Here is a 16,821-nt window from a genome sequence, read left to right on the forward strand (position 1 = left end):
GAAACACCCGTTTCGCAACCATCAAAGCCCCGGCGCGAGCCGGGGCTTTTTGTTGGACCCGTAGCCCGGATGGCGCGCAGCGAAATCCGGAGTCTTGCCACGATCGAAAGCGGTCCTCGATTGCGCTGCGCTCCATCCGGGCTACGCCAGCCTTGTTTTCTTCAAATTACGCCGCAATTGATGTATCCAGATAAGCCAATGGTCACGCTGTGACGGCACAACGCGCCCAGCCTTTCATTTGGAGATATTCCGATGTCGCTCGATTCGGACATCATCGTCGATCGCCGCAGGATTCGTCGCAAGCTGACGTTCTGGCGCGTGATGGCTGCGCTGATCGCGATCGCGGCGATTGCGGGCTTCGCGCTGATCGCGACACCCGGTGCGCGCGGCACGTTCGCATCCGCCGGTTCGATCGCGCGGGTCCAGATCGATGGCCTGATCCGCAGCGACTCCGATCGCACCCAGGCGCTGGAGCGACTGGAGAACTCGCAGGCCGCCGCCGTCATCGTTCACATCAACTCGCCGGGTGGCACCACCGCCGGCTCCGAGCAGCTTTATGACTCGCTTGTGCGGCTGAAGGCGAAGAAGCCGCTGGTTGTCGTGGTCGAAGGCCTCGCCGCGTCCGGTGGTTACATCACCGCGATCGCGAGCGACCACATCATTGCACAGCAGAGCTCGCTGGTCGGTTCGATCGGCGTGCTGTTCCAGTTTCCCAACGTCACGGAGCTGCTGAAGACCGTCGGTGTGAAGGTCGAGGAGGTCAAATCCTCGCCGCTGAAGGCCGCGCCGAATGGTTTTGAGCCGACCAGCCCCGAGGCCCGCGCCGCGCTCGATGCGCTGGTGAAGGATTCCTATGCCTGGTTCAAGGGATTGGTGAAGGAGCGGCGTGGCATGGATGACACGCAGCTCGAAAAAGTCGCCGATGGCCGCGTCTTCACCGGACGCCAGGCGATCGATCTCAAGCTGATCGATCAGCTCGGCGACGAGAAGACCGCCGTGACCTGGCTGGTCGAGCAGAAGGGCGTCAAGAAGGGCCTCACCGTCCGCGATTACAAGCTCCAGCCCCGCTTCGGCGATCTGCCGTTCCTCAAAACGGCTGCCGTCGTCACGCTGGAAGCGCTTGGTTTAGGCTCGATTGCGCATCAGATCGGGCAAACCGGCGTCGCGCAGGCTGTCGATCGGCTCGGAATGGATGGAATGCTGGCCCTGTGGCAGCCGGCCGCGTCAAATTGATGGAACCGGGCGAGCTTCAGAGGCTTTTCCCGTCTGGCGGGTAGCGGGGCAGCCCGCTTTTTCGGCATTTGTCACGCATTTTCCCGACGCTCAACCTTCATTTAGCGTCTTGACAGATCACAGTATTTTCACGGAAATGGTCATCCGCACGCTTCCGGGTCCTATCTCTCGATGATCAAATCCGAACTTGTTCAGCGTATCGCCGAGCACAACCCGCATCTGTACCAGCGGGATGTCGAGAACATTGTGAATGCGATTCTCGAAGAGATCGTAGCGGCTCTCGCGCGCGGTGATCGCGTCGAGTTGCGCGGCTTCGGTGCCTTCTCGGTCAAGCATCGCCCTGCGCGCGCAGGGCGCAATCCGCGCACCGGCGCCCATGTGCCCGTCGACCAGAAGAGCGTTCCGTTCTTCAAGACCGGCAAGGAAATGCGCGAACGGCTGAACCGCGACCATCCGGATCCAGGCGCGCCAGACTGAGACCGGCGCCAGGGTTTTCCGCGGTCGCGAGAGAGGCGGCCGGAAGCTTGATTCAAGGCGAGCGAAGCGAGATGCGAAAGTTCCTGACCGCGCTGATCGTGATTCCGGTAGGCCTGATCCTGGTGACCTTCGCCGTCGCCAACCGGCATCTCGTCACAGTCTCTTTCGACCCCTTCATTACGAACGACCCGTCATTGTCGGTGACGTTGCCGCTGTTCCTGCTCCTCATCCTGGTGGCGGCCCTCGGGGTCCTCGCGGGAGGCTGCGCGGTCTGGCTCGGCCAGCGGCACTGGCGGCGCGCGGCGCGCCGGAATGATGCGGATGCACGGGCTGCCAGGACAGAATTGGCCGATCTGCGGGCCCAGGCGGCCGCAGCGAAGCCCCAGCCCCGGCACCTCCCCGTTCCCGCCGGGGTTGGCCTTTACGGGCCCATCGGGCGAGACAAGCAGCGCGCGACGTTGTAGAAGCGGCCGCAACCGAAAACCCGGTTTTACGGCCGCAGACCTGCGGCCTTCACCTGCTTTGAGACCATGTCCCTGCTCGTCAAAATCTGTGGCCTGTCCACGCGCGAGACGCTCGAAACAGCGCTCGACGCCGGCGCCGACATGGTGGGGTTCGTGTTCTTTCCGCCGTCGCCGCGGCACGTCTCTCTGGAGCTTGGCCGCGACCTCGGCCGCCAGGTGAAGCGGCGCGCGCTCAAGGTCGCGCTCACGGTCGATGCCGACGACGCCACGCTCGACAACATCATGGACGCGCTGTCGCCGGATATCCTTCAGCTCCACGGCAAGGAGAGCGTCGCGCGCCTGCGCGACATCAAGCAGCGGTTCGGCCGCCCGGTGATGAAAGCGGTGCCGGTCGCAACCGCCGCCGATCTCGCCGTGCTGCCTGGCTACGCCGAGGTTGCCGATCGCATCCTGTTCGACGCGCGTGCGCCGAAGGATGCGACACGTCCAGGCGGCCTCGGCGCGGCCTTCGATTGGCATCTGCTCGAAAACCTGGAACTCAAGCTGCCGTATATGGTCTCGGGCGGACTTGATGCCCACAACGTCGCCGAGGCTGTTCGGGTCACGCGCGCCGGCGGCGTCGACGTCTCCTCCGGTGTCGAGAGCGCCTCCGGCGTCAAGGATCCCGAGATGATCAAGGCCTTCATTCGCGCCGCGCGCGCCACCCAAGATGCAAGTCAAGAGTTGAGCGTTCGATGAACATCGCCAAACCAAATTCCTACCGCAGCGGTCCCGACGAGCGCGGGCACTTCGGCATTTTCGGCGGCCGCTTCGTCGCCGAAACCCTGATGCCGCTGATCCTCGATCTCGAGAAGGCCTACACGGCGGCCAAGGCCGATCCGGCGTTCCAGGCCGAGATGAACGGCTATCTCAAGAACTATGTCGGCCGGCCTTCGCCGCTCTATTTCGCCGAGCGCCTCACCGAGCATCTCGGCGGCGCCAAGATTTACCTCAAGCGCGAAGAGCTCAACCACACCGGTTCGCACAAGGTGAACAATGTGCTCGGCCAGATCATGCTGGCGCGGCGCATGGGCAAGAAGCGCATCATCGCCGAGACCGGTGCCGGCCAGCACGGCGTCGCCACCGCAACGCTGTGCGCGCGCTTCGGCCTCGAATGCGTGGTCTATATGGGCGCCGTCGACGTCGAGCGGCAGCAGCCCAATGTCATCCGCATGGAGATGCTGGGCGCGACGGTGGTCCCGGTGCAGTCGGGCACGCGCACGCTGAAGGACGCCATGAACGAGGCGCTGCGCGACTGGGTCACCAACGTGCACAACACGTTCTATTGCATCGGCACGGTGGCGGGCCCCCATCCCTATCCGACGCTGGTGCGCGACTTCCAGTCGATCATCGGCAACGAGACCAAGACGCAGATGCAGGAGGTCGAGGGCCGCCTGCCGGATTCGCTGGTCGCCTGCATCGGCGGCGGCTCGAACGCGATGGGCCTGTTTCATCCGTTCCTCGACGATCCCTCCGTCGAAATCTTCGGCGTCGAAGCCGCCGGCCATGGGCTCACGCAATTGCATGCGGCCTCGATCGCGGGCGGCCGTCCCGGCGTGCTGCACGGTAACCGCACTTATCTCTTGATGGATGCGGACGGCCAGATCCAGGACGCGCATTCGATCTCCGCCGGCCTTGACTATCCCGGCATCGGCCCCGAGCATTCCTGGCTGCACGAGATCGGCCGCGTCAACTATCTCTCCGCGACCGATGACGAGGCGCTTGCGGCATTCCAATTGCTGTCGCGGCTCGAAGGCATCATCCCCGCGCTCGAGCCCGCGCATGCCATCGCCAAGGTGATGGAGCTCGCGCCGAAGCGGCCGAGAGATCACCTGATGGTCGTCAATCTCTCCGGCCGCGGCGACAAGGACGTCCCGCAGGTCGGCGACATCCTGAGGGGCAAGAACAAGTGACCACGCGTATCGACACCCGTTTCGCCGAGCTGAAGAAAGCGGGCCGCTCGGCCTTCGTCACCTATGTGATGGCCGGCGATCCCGATCTCGCGACGTCGCTCGATATCGTCAAGGCGCTGCCCAAGGCAGGCGCCGACGTCATCGAACTCGGCATTCCCTTCACCGATCCGATGGCGGATGGTCCCTCGATTCAGGCTGCAGGTCTGCGCGCGCTCAAGAACGGCATGACCTTGAAGAAGACGCTGGAACTGGTGCGCGACTTCCGCAAGGACGACAACGTCACGCCGCTGGTGCTGATGGGCTATTACAATCCGATCTACATTTACGGCGTCGACAAGTTTTTGGCCGATGCCAAGACGGCCGGCGTTGACGGCCTGATCATCGTCGATTTGCCGCCGGAGGAAGACGACGAGCTCTGCATTCCCGCGCTGAAGGCGGGCCTGAACTTCATTCGCCTCGCGACCCCGACCACCGACGACAAGCGCCTGCCCGCGGTGCTCGCGAACACATCAGGCTTTGTCTATTACGTCTCTATCGCCGGCATCACCGGTGCCGCGGCGGCGGACGCGAATGCCGTCGGTGAAGCTGTCGCTCGCATCAAGCGGCATACCAAGCTGCCGATCTGCGTTGGTTTTGGCATCCGCACGCCGGAGTCGGCGCGCGCCATTGCCGAGAAAGCCGATGGTTCGGTGGTCGGCACGGCACTGGTCGATGCACTCAAGAACAGCCTCGATGCCGAGGGTCGCGCAACCGCCAAAACCGTTAACGCCGTTGCCGAATTGACGGCGGCCCTGGCCCAGGGTGTCAAGGGCGCGAAAGCTGCGGCCGAATAGGCCATAATTCCGCTTCTGGGGCGGGCGAACACGGCGGCTTGCCGGGCAGAGGCCCGGCCGCCATATATCCTTCAGGCGGCCCTTCCGCGGGGCTCGCACATCGGAGCAAACCATGAACTGGCTTACCAATGTGGTCCGGCCGAAGATCCGCAACATGCTGCGGCGGGAGACGCCGGAGAATCTGTGGATCAAGTGCCCGGATTCCGGACAGCTCGTGTTCTACAAGGACGTCGAGGCCAACCAGTTCGTCATCCCCGGCTCGAACTACCACATGCGCATGGGTGCGGTGGCGCGTCTGAAGTCGATCTTCGACAACGAGACCTGGTACGACGTCGCGCTGCCCGACGTCACGCCCGATCCGCTCAAGTTCCGTGACGAGAAAAAATACGCCGACCGCATCAAGGATGCCCGCGCGCGCACCAATCTGAACGACGCGATCAAGGTCGGCTACGGCAAGCTCGAAGGCGCCGCCGTCGTCGTCGCCGTGCAGGATTTCGATTTCATGGGCGGCTCGCTCGGCATGGCCGCGGGCGAAGCCATCGTGCGTGGGCTGGAGCTCGCGGTCGAGAAGAAGTCGCCGTTCATCGTGTTCGCCGCGAGCGGCGGCGCGCGCATGCAGGAAGGCATCCTGTCGCTGATGCAGATGCCGCGCACCACGGTCGCGGTGCAGATGCTGCGCGAGGCGAAACAGCCCTACATCGTCGTGCTGACCAATCCGACCACCGGCGGCGTCACCGCGTCCTATGCGATGCTGGGTGACGTCCAGATCGCCGAGCCCGGCGCGCTGATCGGCTTCGCCGGCGCGCGCGTGATCGAGCAGACCATCCGCGAGAAATTGCCGGAAGGCTTCCAGCGTGCCGAATATCTGAAGGATCACGGCATGGTCGACATGGTCGTGCATCGTCACGAACTGCGCCCGACCCTGGCGCGGCTCTGCCGCCTGCTGACCAAGGCGCCGGCGCAGGAAGGCGCATCGAAATCGGTGCAGCCGGTGGTCAGTCCGGCGCAGATCGTCTCGGCCGCCGAGACGGCGCCGGCCGCGCCGCACGCGTGAACGCCTCCTCTGACAGCGCAAAGCCGCCGCTCGGCGAATTGATCGGGCGGCTGTCGGCCCTGCATCAGAAGCGCATCGATCTCGGGCTGGAGCGGATGCACCGTCTGCTCGAGCGGCTCGGCCATCCTGAAAGCAAACTACCGCCGGTGATCCACATCGCCGGCACCAACGGCAAGGGCTCGACGCTCGCTTATCTGCGCGCGACGCTGGAGGCCGCCGGCCTGCGGGTCCATGCCTACACCTCGCCCTATCTCGTCCGCATCAACGAATGCTTCCGGCTCGGCCGCGTCGGCGGCGGGGTGCTCGTCGGCGACGACGAATTGCGCGCGGCGCTGGAGGAGGTCGAGCGGGTCAATGCCGGTGAAGCCGCGACCGTGTTCGAGCTGAAGACCGCCGCGGCGCTTCATCTGTTCGCGCAGAACCCCGCCGATGTCGTGCTGCTTGAGGTCGGCCTCGGCGGCCGGCTCGATTCGACCAATGTGATCGATGCGCCGGCGGCGTGCGTGATCACACCGATCAGCATGGATCATATGGATTTCCTCGGCGATACGCTGACCTCCATCGCCGGCGAGAAGGCGGCGATCATCAAGCGCGGCGTGCCCGTGATTTGCGCCGAGCAGACGGGCGAGGCGATGGCCGTGATCGAGGCGCAGGCCAAACGCGTGCGCGCGCCGCTGTTTGCCGCGGGCGAGAGCTGGCACGTCAATGTCGAGCACGGGCGTCTGGTCTATTCCGATGACCGCGGCCTGATGGATCTCACGGCACCGCGGCTGTTCGGCCGCCACCAGTTCGACAATGCGGGGCTCGCGATCGCAACGCTGCGCGCGATTCCGACTTTCAAGGTCAACCAGGCGGCCTTCGAGGCGGGTATCGTCGGCGCCGAATGGCCCGCGCGGATGCAGCGCATCACCGCAGGCGAACTTCTCGGCTGGGGACCGCAGGGCTCGGAGATCTGGCTCGACGGCGGCCACAATGCCGAAGGCGGGCGCGTCGCGGCAGCCGCGCTCGGCGATCTCGAAGAGCGGGTGTCGCGTCCGCTTGTCGTGATCGCGGGCATGATGGCCAACAAGGACGCGCAAGGTTTTCTCGCCAATTTCGCCGGCCTGACCCGTCACATCATCGCGGTGCCGATCCCCGACACAGAGAATGCAATGCCGGTCGACCGCCTCGCGGATGCCGCGCGCAGCCTCGGCATGCGCGTCGAGACCGCGCCCGGCATCGAAGCCGCGCTGCGCGGCCTGGCGAAGCTCGCCTACGAGGTGCCGCCGCGCATCCTGATCACGGGCTCGCTTTATCTTGCTGGCCATGTGCTGGGCATCAACGGCACGCCTCCTGCATAGAGGGGCTACAGGAATGCCAATGCGATTCGCCGCGATTGCCGACGTCCACGGAAACCATCTCGCGCTGGAGGCGGTGCTCGCCGACATCCGTGCGCAGGGCATTGCCGATATCGTCAATCTCGGCGACATGCTGAGCGGCCCGCTCGATGCGCGACGAACCATCGAGATCCTGATGCAGCTCGACGCCGTGCACGTGCTCGGCAATCACGACCGCTACCTGCTCGACCGCCCGCCGGAAAAGATGGGCTCATGGGACCGTCCGGCCCATGCAGCGCTCAACGCCGAGCAAATCGACTGGCTGCGCGCGCAGCCGATGACGCGGGTGTTTCGCGAGCAGGTTTTCCTCTGCCATGCGACGCCTGATGACGACGAGGTCTATTGGCTCGATACCGTGCATCCCGACGGCTCGGTGGCGCTCTCGCCGCTCGACCGCATCGAGCAGTTCGCGCAAGGCGTCACGCAGTCGCTGATCCTCTGCGCCCACACCCATCTCGCCCGCGCGGTGCGGCTGCGCGACGGCCGGCTGATCGTCAATCCCGGCAGCGTCGGCAGCCCCGGCTATCGCGACGTGCATCCATTCCCGCATGTCGTCGAAGCCGGCACGCCGCACGCGCGCTACGCGATTCTCGAGCTGGTCGGGAGTGCATGGCAGGTGACGTTCCGGCACGTCGCATATGACCACGAGGCGATGGCCGCGCTCGCACGCCACAATGGCCAGCCCGAGCTGGCGAACGCGTTGGCGACGGGCTGGATCAAGTAGGGCTTTCGTAGCCCGGATGGAGCGCAGCGCAATCCGGGGCCGCTATCGCTTATGGCAAGAATCCCGGATTTCGCTGCGTTCTATCCTGGCTACGTAAACAAAACGGCCGGCATGACGCCGGCCGTTGCACAAACTCTTCGATCGCGCCGTCGATCAGACCGCCGACGTGATCCACTGCTGAAGCTTCGCCTTCGGCGCTGCGCCGACCTGGCGGGAGGCCATCTCGCCGCCCTTGAAGATCATCAGCGTCGGGATCGACATCACGCCGTATTTCGACGCGGTCTTCGGGCTCTCGTCGACGTTGAGCTTCACGATCTTGACCTTGTCGCCCATCGCGCCGGCGATCTCGTCGAGTGCGGGTGCGATCATGCGGCAGGGGCCGCACCATTCGGCCCAGAAATCGACGACCACGGGGCCGTTCGCCTTGAGCACTTCGGCTTCGAAATCGGCGTCGGAAACCTTGCTAACGGCCATTGGAGTACCTCACTGGGTTGAAAGAATCGGCGCGGATGGGAATCGCGCTTGGGATCATGGCGTCAACCTATGAACGGCCCCTTGCCGGGTCAAGGACGCTCACGCCGACATGAAGGGATGCCAGCGCCGCGTCCAGCGCGGGGGCTGAAATCTCCATGTATTCAAGGGCCTCGGTCCAGAGCAGGACCGCCCTGATCGGCTTTTGGGGATAAAGCCGCGCCAGCACCGCCCGGTACAGCGCAAGCTGCCGGACATAGGCGGCGGGCGCCTCCGCGGCGCTTTTGGGCGCCGCCTGGTTGGTCTTGAAATCGACGATCAGAACCTCGTCCGGACGAACGACCAGCCGGTCAATCTGCCCCGACACCAGCGCTGGCGGCCGGCCCGGCCGGTCCAATCGGCCGACGATCGAGACCTCGGCACGGCTGCCGGCGGCAAACACCGGGGCAAAGCGCGGTTCGGCGATCAGGGCGAGAACCTTGCCGGCCAGCCCGGTCCGGTCGGCCTCCGTCCAGTCGGGCGCGTTGCGCACCATGAAGCCAAGCGCGGCGTCGCGCCGGCGCTCGGGGGCGATGTCGGGGAGGGATTGCAGCAGCCGGTGCACCAGCGTGCCGCGCTGCAGCGCCAGCGCGCGCGACTGCACCGATTCGCCTGATCGCACGCTACGGCCTTCCTCGGCCGACTGGCCGGAGGGGCGCACGGGATCATCATCGACGCTCTCGCGCGGTAACGGCGTCCGCAGCCAGTCCGGCAATGCGATCGATTGGTCTTCCAACATCGCAGGCGTGCCGAGCGCCGCGACATCCTCCGGACGGGCGAACCGGGTCACCTTGCCGAGCGTCGTCTCGATCGTCTGCTTGTCCAGGCCCGAGCCGGTGAGCCCGGTGTCGATCAAATCGTACCAGCTCAGCTTGCGCACCGTCTTCATGTTGCCGGGCATGCAGCCGCCGACGATCAGCCGATCGGCCGCGCGCGTCATCGCGACATAGAGGAGGCGGCGATACTCGTCCTCGGTCTCCTCGATCATGGCCTTGCGTGCGTCGGCGACGGGCTTGGGATCATCGGCCTTGCGCCCGGCCCAGACCACGACTTCGCCGCCATTGCCGCGCGGCACGTGGATCAGCCGGACCCGCTGCGAATCCGCGGGCGATGATGTCGTGTCGACCATGAACACGACGGAGGCTTCGAGGCCCTTGGCGCCGTGCACGGTCATGACCCGCACCTCGTCACGCGAGATCTCCATGTCACGCTTCACCTCGGTGTCGGCCGAGCGCAGCCAGGCCATGAAACCCTGCAGCGAGGCCGGTGCCTTGCGTTCGTAATTCAGCGCCAGCTCCAGAAACTCGTCGAGCGCGTCGTTAGCCTCATGGCCGAGCCGGCGCAGGATGCGCGCGCGTCCGCCGTCGCCGCCGAGCAGCCAGGCGTAGAAGGCGAACGGAGGCTCGTCGCGCGACCGCGCCTCGCAGGCTTCAAGCCGCCGCAGTGCCGTGGCGAACGTCTCGCTTGTGGCGGCATGTTCGGCAAGCGCGCGGCGCAGCGAGCCCTTGCGGCCCCAGGCGAGCTGAAACAGGTCGTCGTCATCAAGCCCGAACAGAGGGCTCTTCAGCGCAACCGCGAGCGCGAGATCGTCCTGCGGCAGCAGCAGCGCGTCCGCAAGATTCATCAGGTCGATGATCGCGATGTGCTCGGTCAGCTTCAGCCGGTCGGCGCCGGCGACCGGAACGTTGGCGTGCTTCAGCGCCTGGATCACGGCGTCGAACGCATTGCCGCGCCGGCGCACCAGGATCAGCATGTCGCCATAGCGCAGGGGGCGGCGCTCGCCTTCATGCCCGGTCAGCGTGCCGCTCTCGACCAGTTGCTTGATCTCGGTCTGGATGCGGCGGGCGAGCTTCACCTCGGGGCTGGTGGCGGCGACGCCATCGAACGGCGCGCGCCAGCCCTCGATCTCCTGCCTGTCATCGACCTCGGCGAGATCCCACAGCTCGATCACGCTCGGGCCCGCATCGGCGAGCGCATTGTGCAGGGGATGGCCGATCTCGACCGAATGGATGCTCTTGTAGATCTGGGGCTCGCGGAAGACGTGGTCGACCGAGTGCAGGATCGCCGCGCCCGAACGGAACGAATAGGTGAAGGCGACCGGATCGAACTTCAGCCCGGCGGCGGTGAACTTGCGGTGCAGCTCGCGCCGGCGCGCGTCGAATTCTCGGGGCTGGGCGCCCTGAAAGGAGAAGATCGACTGCTTCTCGTCGCCGACGGCGAAGACCGTGCGGGTCAGCCCTTCGCGTGCGCCTTCACCGGCGGTGAACTCCGAAATGATGTGCGCGACGATGTCCCATTGCCGCGGGCTGGTGTCCTGGGCCTCGTCGATCAGAACGTGATCGACGCCGCGGTCGAGCTTGAAATGCACCCAGCCCGAGGAGACGCGGTCGAGCATCGCCAGCGTCTTGTCGATGAGGTCGTCGTAGTCGAGCAGCCCGCGCTCCTGCTTCTCACGGCGGTAGTTTGCGGCGGCCGCGGTCGCGATGTGCAGCAGGGCCGCGGTGCGGTCGCGAACTGTCACGGCTCGACGCTTCTCGATCAGAGCGTCGAGCCGCTGCGCCTCGCGCTCGAATAGGTGAGCGACAGACGGATAATCTTTGCAAAATTGTTTAGTTAGCAACGTCTTGCGGGGTTGCTTCTTTTCATCGGTGAGAAAGACCCCAAGATAAGCATCCACTTGCGCGCTGCCTGAGAACGCCTTCGCCGAACGTAAGCAGTCGCCTTGATCCCTCTCGGTCTTGTTGCCACCATCGAGTGCAAGGATAACTTCGTCCCAGCGCGACCGCGGCAGGAATGGGCCATCGAGAATTTCCATCTCGACGTCCTCGATCCGATCGCTCGCATCAACGCCCAGCACCGCCGCCATTTGCGCGGCGGCAGCCTCTGCGTTGCCGGCCTCGTCGGTCCAGGCCATGAAATGATCGCGGCTGAGACAGGCCTCGCGCACGACCTCCTTGAAAGTGACGTCGGCCGCGCTCGCCATCGCGGTGAGCAGCGCGCGGCCGGTGACGGTCTCCGGATCGCGCGCGGCTTCGAGCAGCACCTTCAGATTGGCACGCTCCATCATGTCGGTCTGGTCGCGCTCGTCGATCACGGCGAAGCGCGCGGGAACATTGGCCTCGAACGGAAATTGCTGGAGGAGGCGGGTGCACAACGCATGGATGGTCTGCACCTTCAACCCGCCCGGCGTCTCCAGCGCGCATGCGAACAGCTTTCGTGCTTCGCGGCGTAGTTTTCGATCGGGATGTGGGATGCCGACCGCCTTGATCGCCGCGTCGAGCGCGTTGTCGTCCAGCGTCACCCAATGGCCGAGCGTCGTGAACACGCGTTCGGCCATGTTGGCGGCGGCGGCCTTGGTGAAGGTGATGCAGAGGATCTTTTCCGGCGGCACGCCCGACAGCAGCAGGCGGATCACGCGCTGCACCAGCACATGGGTCTTGCCCGAGCCGGCATTGGCCGACACGAACGCCGACGCTGTCGGATCGGACGCGCGCGCCTGCCGCGCACGCACCTCGTCGGGAATGGGACGCGGCAGCTTCACCATTCCTCGATCCCCAAACCGCCGGCCGCGGACCATTCCTTGATCCGGGCGAGGTCGTCATAGGTGCCGTAGCGGTTGGTCCACATCGGAAGGTTCAGCGAGGTGTACGCCTGGCTCTCGTCCTCGAAGGCACGGATCAGCGCCTCCAGCTTGGCCCGTGCTTCGGCGGCGGCCGTGTCGGGCGGCTGCGGCTCGTCGCCTTGCCTATACTTGAGCTCGAGGATGCGCTCCTCGCCGGGTGGATTGTTGCCGCTCAGGCGCACATAGACGAGCTGGCTGACGGACGAACCCGCGTCGATGTCAGGGAATCCGCCCTCGCGCAGGATCGCGGCTTCCAGCGTCAGCTGCGGCGACAGGCCCATGCGGACCTGCTTGCCGGTCGGCGGCTGCCCGGTCTTGTAGTCGAGGATGGCATAGCTGCCGCCCTGGCGCCGCTCGATCCGGTCGGCGCGGGCGGAGAGCTGGAAGCTGCGCTCGTGGTCAAGCCGGATCGAGATCTCGCCACGGGTCTCCGCCGTGATGACCTCGATCACGTCGCGGCGTGCCGTCTCCCATTCGCCGAACCAGCGCGCGATGCGCTGGAAACGCGGCCACCACAGTGCGCGCGCCTCGGGACGCTCCATCAGCGGCGCAAAATATTTTTCGCCGATCGCGCGCAGCACGCGCGCGGGATCGGCGGGCAGGCGCGTGGCGTAGCTTTCCGTGAACTCGCCGAGCGCATCGTGGATCGCCGAGCCGCGGTCGGCGGCCGACAGCGGCATGTCGACGGGGTCGAGCGCGTCGAGCCGCAAAATGTGCTTTGCGTAGATCGTGTAGGGATCGCGCAGCCAGTCCTCGATCGCGGTCACCGACATCTTCAGCGGTCGCGTCGCGCGCGGCGGCCGCGGCTCGGGCTGCTTGACCGGCCTGACCTCGTCGGGCTGGTCCAGCGCGCCCGCAAACTGCACGTATTTTTCGCCCGCGCGGATGGCCGTCTTCCAGAGCTCGTCGCCCGCGACCGCCTCTAACCGGTGCAGGAAGCGCGAGGCGACCGCCGGTGCGCCGCCGGCCTTCGCGGAATGGGTCAGGATCACCTCGTCACCGCCGAGCAGTTGCGCGAAGTCGTGTGCGGAGAGGCCGATGCGGCGCTCCGGCAGATCAAGGCCAAGCTCGTGCCGCATCGGCCGGCTGAGCCAGGGATCGATGCGCGGCGCCGGCGGCCAGACGCCCTCGATCAGGCCGCCGATGATGATCCGGTCCGCCTGCATCAGGCGCGATTCCAGCGGGCCGTAGATCTGCAGCCGCGCGCCGGGTCTGTCCCGCCGCCGCACGGCCCGGTCGCTGAACGCGGTCTGGAAAACGTCGGCATAGTCAGGCAGCGTCACCATCAATCCGCTGGTGGTGCCGCCGCGCAGGAGGTCGTCGAAGGCGGCTGCGAGCGCCAGGCCCTCGCGCTCCTCGAAGGCGAGCGGGATGCCCTGCTCGTCGCGCGACAGCTCGATCATGATCTCGCGATGCCGGTGCGCGAGCTCGGCGAAGTCGTACGGTTTCGATGACGCGAGACTCTCGATCGGCGCCAACGCTTGTCGCAGGGCATCGATCAGCGCCTGGATGCGATCGAGGTCCTCCGCCTTCAGACGCGCGCGCGGTTCCGCGTGGTGGAGCGCAGAGACCTCCTTGCGCCACAGCTTTGCCAGCTCCTCGCGGAAACGATTGAATTCGCGCAGCAGGCCCGCGGTGCCCGCAGGCGGCCGCGTGCCGCGCAAGACCGCAAGCTCGAGGCCCTCGATCGCCGCCTTCCATCCGCCAGGCAGCCGGCCAAGCCGGCACAGCGGATGCTTCAGCATCGCCAGCAGCGTCGGCGGCTCTAATCCCTTGGTCGCCGCTTCCGATGCCAGACGTGCAAAAACGCCGGCGGATGTTTCCATCAGCACGTCGCCGCCGGAATCGTCGAAGGCGAGATCCCATCGCGTCAGTGCGGCCATCACCCGCCGCGCCAGCGCGCGGTCGGGCGTCACCAGCGCCGCCGATTTGTCGAGATGGCGTGCCTCGCGCATCGCAATGGCGATCGCAAGCGCTTCCATTTCAGGATTGGGGGCTTCGACGATCGCGAGATTCGTCATGCCGCCCGCGATCTTCGCGGCGACATCAGGCTGCTTCAGCCGGTCGTGCCAGACTTCCGTCCTGGCAGACGGCCGCATCGATTCCGATGCGAGCAGATCGCGGCCGCCTTCTGCTGGCGGCTGGAGGATGTCGACGTCGCTGCGCTTGATGCCGAAGCGATCCAGCAGCGCGTGCATGGCATATTGCGGATGGTTCGACGCCGGATGCTCCACGAATTTACCGAGCGAGTCGCGTACGCCGCCGATGGTTCGCCAGGCGTCCTCGTCCAGATCGGTGTCGAGGCCCGGCAGCACCACCGCGCCATGCGGTAGCGACGCGACCGCATGCAGGAATTTTGCGGTGGCCGGCATCGAGCCGGTGGAGCCGGCGGCGATCACCGGACCATGGGGATGCGCGGTCAACCGCCTGGCTTCCGCAGCGATGAGGAGATCGCGCCGCGCCGCGGGCTCGATCCGGTTGATCTCCGCGAGATGACCGGGCCAGGCAATGCGCGCGATGCGCAGGAATTCGAGCGAGTGCTGCCAGTAGCGGTCGAGCATGTCAGGCACCAGGCCGTCGAGCGCGCTCCAGTCGACGCCGCGCGTCACCATGTCGTCGATCAGGCGTGCGAGGTCGCCGGCCAGCGCGAGCGTCGAGGCGGGGCCGCCGACCACCAGCGGGGACAGCACCGGGCCCTTGGCCCAGGCAGCAACGAGCTGCGCCAGCGTCAGCCGCCGTTCCAGCTCGCCAAGCCGCGGCGGAATATCGAGCGGCGCCGCGCCGGAGAACTGCTCGCCCTCGTCGGCGAAAGCGAGTTCGTCCTCGTCGATGTCGCCGAGCGCGACGATGCGCGGCAGGACCACCGCATCGGCCGCCATCTCGTCGAGAAAGATCTCGCGCACGACGCGCATGGCGCGCCTTGTCGGCAGGTACAGCGTGGCATCCGCGAGCCGCGCTGGTTCCTTGCGCGCCTCGAATCCGTCGACCAGCCGGCCGTCGAGCAGGCTCGAGACGACCGTGCGCAGGAACGGAACTGAGATGGGAACGCTGAAAACGCGCATGGGCTGCCTGATTCGGGAATCAGGCGCCAATATAGGGAGGCGGATTCAAATGGATATGGGTGGAGGGGAGATAGTCCCCGCTGTTCGCTTTACGCCGCTCTCGTGCCCCGGACGCAACGCGGCATGAAATGACGCGTTGCTGAGCCGGGGCCTATGCTGCTTGGTCGAATTTGTGAGTTTGCTGGGTCCCGGCTCTGCGGAGCGGCACTTCGCGCCGCACAGCGTCCGGGACGCGAGAGCGGCCTTACGCCACGCTCTCCAGAAATGCCTCTTCCGCCGCATGCACGGCGTCGGGCGTGCCGACATGCATCCAGACGCCGTCGAGGCGGAGGCCGAACAGCCGCTCCTGCTCGTTGGCGCGGTCGAACATCCTGGTCAGCGAGAACTCGCCCTGCGGCGCGCCTTCGAAGATCGTCGGCGACAGGATCGCCGCGCCGGCATAGACGAACGGAACGACCTCTTTTTCCTTGCGCTTGCGCAGGGCGCCGTCGGGCAGCATGCCGTAATCGCCGCGGCCGCTATAGCCGATGCTGGTCGCGGTCGGTGCCATCAAGAGCAGGATGTCCATGCGCTCAGGGTCGAAGTTTTCCGCAAGCCGCGCCAGGTTCGAGCGCACGCCGTCGATCCACAACGTGTCGGAATTGACATGGAAGAACGGCGCGTCGCCGAGCAGCGGCAGCGCCTTGACCACACCACCGCCGGTGCCGAGCACCTGGTCGCGCTCGTCCGAGATGGTCACGCGCGGATGCTGGCGGGATGCGGTGTGGTTGATGATCTGGTCCGGCAGATAGTGCACATTGACGATCGCCTCGGTCACGCCGGCGTCGCCGAGCTTGTCGAGCACATGGTCCAGCAGTGGCTGGCCGGCCACCGGCACGAGCGGCTTCGGCATCTTCTCCGTCAACGGACGCATGCGCAGCCCGAACCCCGCGGCGAGCACCATGGCTTTGGTCGGCTTGACGGACATCGTTCGCTTTCTCAGACTCGTCTTTCCCGGATTCCTGGACTTGAGAACTTTTGAAGTTCGCGTACGCAGCAATCCTAACACGGACCGCAATCGGCCGCACCGCGTCTTAACCGCCTTAACCACCTGCCGTGACGGTTGTACGACGGGTGTGGCCGTCACGCCCCAACGGATGTGGAACGGGCCTTCTTCTTCTTGTCGCCGAGCTTGAGAAAGTTGACGCCGATCTGGTCGCCATTGACCCAGGCCAGCTCGCAGCGCCGGTACGCAAGTCCGGTGGACGACAGCAGGAGAAAAAATTCCTTCAGATGCAGGCCTTCGACCGAGCCGTCGATGGTCAGCTTGGCACCGCTCTCGGAGACGTCCTCCATGGTGCACTCGCGCCGCCAGGTGCCGTCGATCCCCATCATCTGGGCCGGTATCCCGCGCTCGAAAACAACCCGGCTGTTGCCACGATGGTCCGTCTTGACCGCCATCTGCCCTTGCTCCAGCCCCGTCCTTGTCCGGCTGCCTGCGGGCGATGATACCGATGCGATGGCTAACAGGCGGT

Annotated in this window: 14 protein-coding genes; 9 read left to right on the forward strand and 5 right to left on the reverse strand. The window is 65.9% G+C overall.

The window, feature by feature from the left end; genetic code table 11:
* Positions 1-252: 252 nt before the first annotated feature.
* The 9 genes from sppA to BJ6T_RS03640 all read left to right on the forward strand — a co-directional run bounded on the left by sppA (position 253) and on the right by BJ6T_RS03640 (position 8,113).
* On the forward strand, positions 253-1,233 hold the full coding sequence (gene sppA / locus BJ6T_RS03600) for a signal peptide peptidase SppA (protein ID WP_014490920.1): 981 nt from the start codon (positions 253-255) through the stop codon (positions 1,231-1,233).
* Between the two features lie 171 nt (positions 1,234-1,404).
* A complete protein-coding gene (locus BJ6T_RS03605; protein ID WP_007598410.1) occupies positions 1,405-1,710 on the forward strand; it encodes an integration host factor subunit beta in 306 nt (101 codons plus the stop codon).
* A 71-nt stretch (positions 1,711-1,781) separates the two neighbouring features.
* On the forward strand, positions 1,782-2,174 hold the full coding sequence (locus tag BJ6T_RS03610) for a lipopolysaccharide assembly protein LapA domain-containing protein (RefSeq protein WP_014490921.1): 393 nt from the start codon (positions 1,782-1,784) through the stop codon (positions 2,172-2,174).
* 66 nt (positions 2,175-2,240) lie between these two features.
* A complete protein-coding gene (locus tag BJ6T_RS03615; protein WP_014490922.1) occupies positions 2,241-2,912 on the forward strand; it encodes a phosphoribosylanthranilate isomerase in 672 nt (223 codons plus the stop codon).
* Complete coding sequence (gene trpB / locus BJ6T_RS03620; RefSeq protein WP_014490923.1) at positions 2,909-4,126, forward strand: tryptophan synthase subunit beta; 1,218 nt, start codon at positions 2,909-2,911, stop codon at positions 4,124-4,126. The genes BJ6T_RS03615 and trpB overlap by 4 nt, the downstream gene beginning before the upstream one ends.
* Positions 4,123-4,959 (forward strand): tryptophan synthase subunit alpha, encoded by an 837-nt coding sequence (gene trpA / locus BJ6T_RS03625; protein WP_014490924.1) that lies wholly within the window; start codon positions 4,123-4,125, stop codon positions 4,957-4,959. Before trpB ends, trpA begins: the two co-directional genes overlap by 4 nt.
* 112 nt (positions 4,960-5,071) lie before the next feature.
* A complete protein-coding gene (gene accD / locus BJ6T_RS03630) occupies positions 5,072-6,013 on the forward strand; it encodes an acetyl-CoA carboxylase, carboxyltransferase subunit beta (RefSeq protein ID WP_014490925.1) in 942 nt (313 codons plus the stop codon).
* Positions 6,010-7,353 (forward strand): bifunctional folylpolyglutamate synthase/dihydrofolate synthase, encoded by a 1,344-nt coding sequence (locus BJ6T_RS03635; protein ID WP_014490926.1) that lies wholly within the window; start codon positions 6,010-6,012, stop codon positions 7,351-7,353. Before accD ends, BJ6T_RS03635 begins: the two co-directional genes overlap by 4 nt.
* Before the next feature lie 19 nt (positions 7,354-7,372).
* Positions 7,373-8,113 (forward strand): metallophosphoesterase family protein, encoded by a 741-nt coding sequence (locus tag BJ6T_RS03640; protein WP_014490927.1) that lies wholly within the window; start codon positions 7,373-7,375, stop codon positions 8,111-8,113.
* Positions 8,114-8,266: 153 nt separating this feature from the next.
* Here the strand turns inward: BJ6T_RS03640 and trxA are convergent, their stop codons facing one another.
* From trxA to BJ6T_RS03665, 5 genes are all read right to left on the reverse strand, one after another.
* The gene (trxA, locus tag BJ6T_RS03645; protein ID WP_008540017.1) at positions 8,267-8,587 is read right to left on the reverse strand and encodes a thioredoxin; all 321 of its coding nucleotides are present in this window, start codon (positions 8,585-8,587) and stop codon (positions 8,267-8,269) included.
* 67 nt (positions 8,588-8,654) lie between these two features.
* On the reverse strand, positions 8,655-12,167 hold the full coding sequence (addA, locus tag BJ6T_RS03650; protein ID WP_014490928.1) for a double-strand break repair helicase AddA: 3,513 nt from the start codon (positions 12,165-12,167) through the stop codon (positions 8,655-8,657).
* The gene (addB, locus tag BJ6T_RS03655) at positions 12,161-15,307 is read right to left on the reverse strand and encodes a double-strand break repair protein AddB (RefSeq protein WP_014490929.1); all 3,147 of its coding nucleotides are present in this window, start codon (positions 15,305-15,307) and stop codon (positions 12,161-12,163) included. The genes addA and addB overlap by 7 nt, the downstream gene beginning before the upstream one ends.
* A 244-nt stretch (positions 15,308-15,551) precedes the next feature.
* Positions 15,552-16,274 (reverse strand): nucleotidyltransferase family protein, encoded by a 723-nt coding sequence (locus tag BJ6T_RS03660; RefSeq protein WP_014490930.1) that lies wholly within the window; start codon positions 16,272-16,274, stop codon positions 15,552-15,554.
* A gap of 155 nt (positions 16,275-16,429) precedes the next feature.
* Positions 16,430-16,747: a PilZ domain-containing protein gene (locus tag BJ6T_RS03665; RefSeq protein WP_014490931.1), complete on the reverse strand. Its 318-nt coding sequence runs from the start codon at positions 16,745-16,747 to the stop codon at positions 16,430-16,432.
* Positions 16,748-16,821 lie beyond the last annotated feature (74 nt).

Origin of the sequence: Bradyrhizobium japonicum USDA 6 (genome assembly GCF_000284375.1) — a bacterium.
In the GTDB taxonomy this organism is placed as follows: Bacteria; Pseudomonadota; Alphaproteobacteria; order Rhizobiales; family Xanthobacteraceae; genus Bradyrhizobium; species Bradyrhizobium japonicum.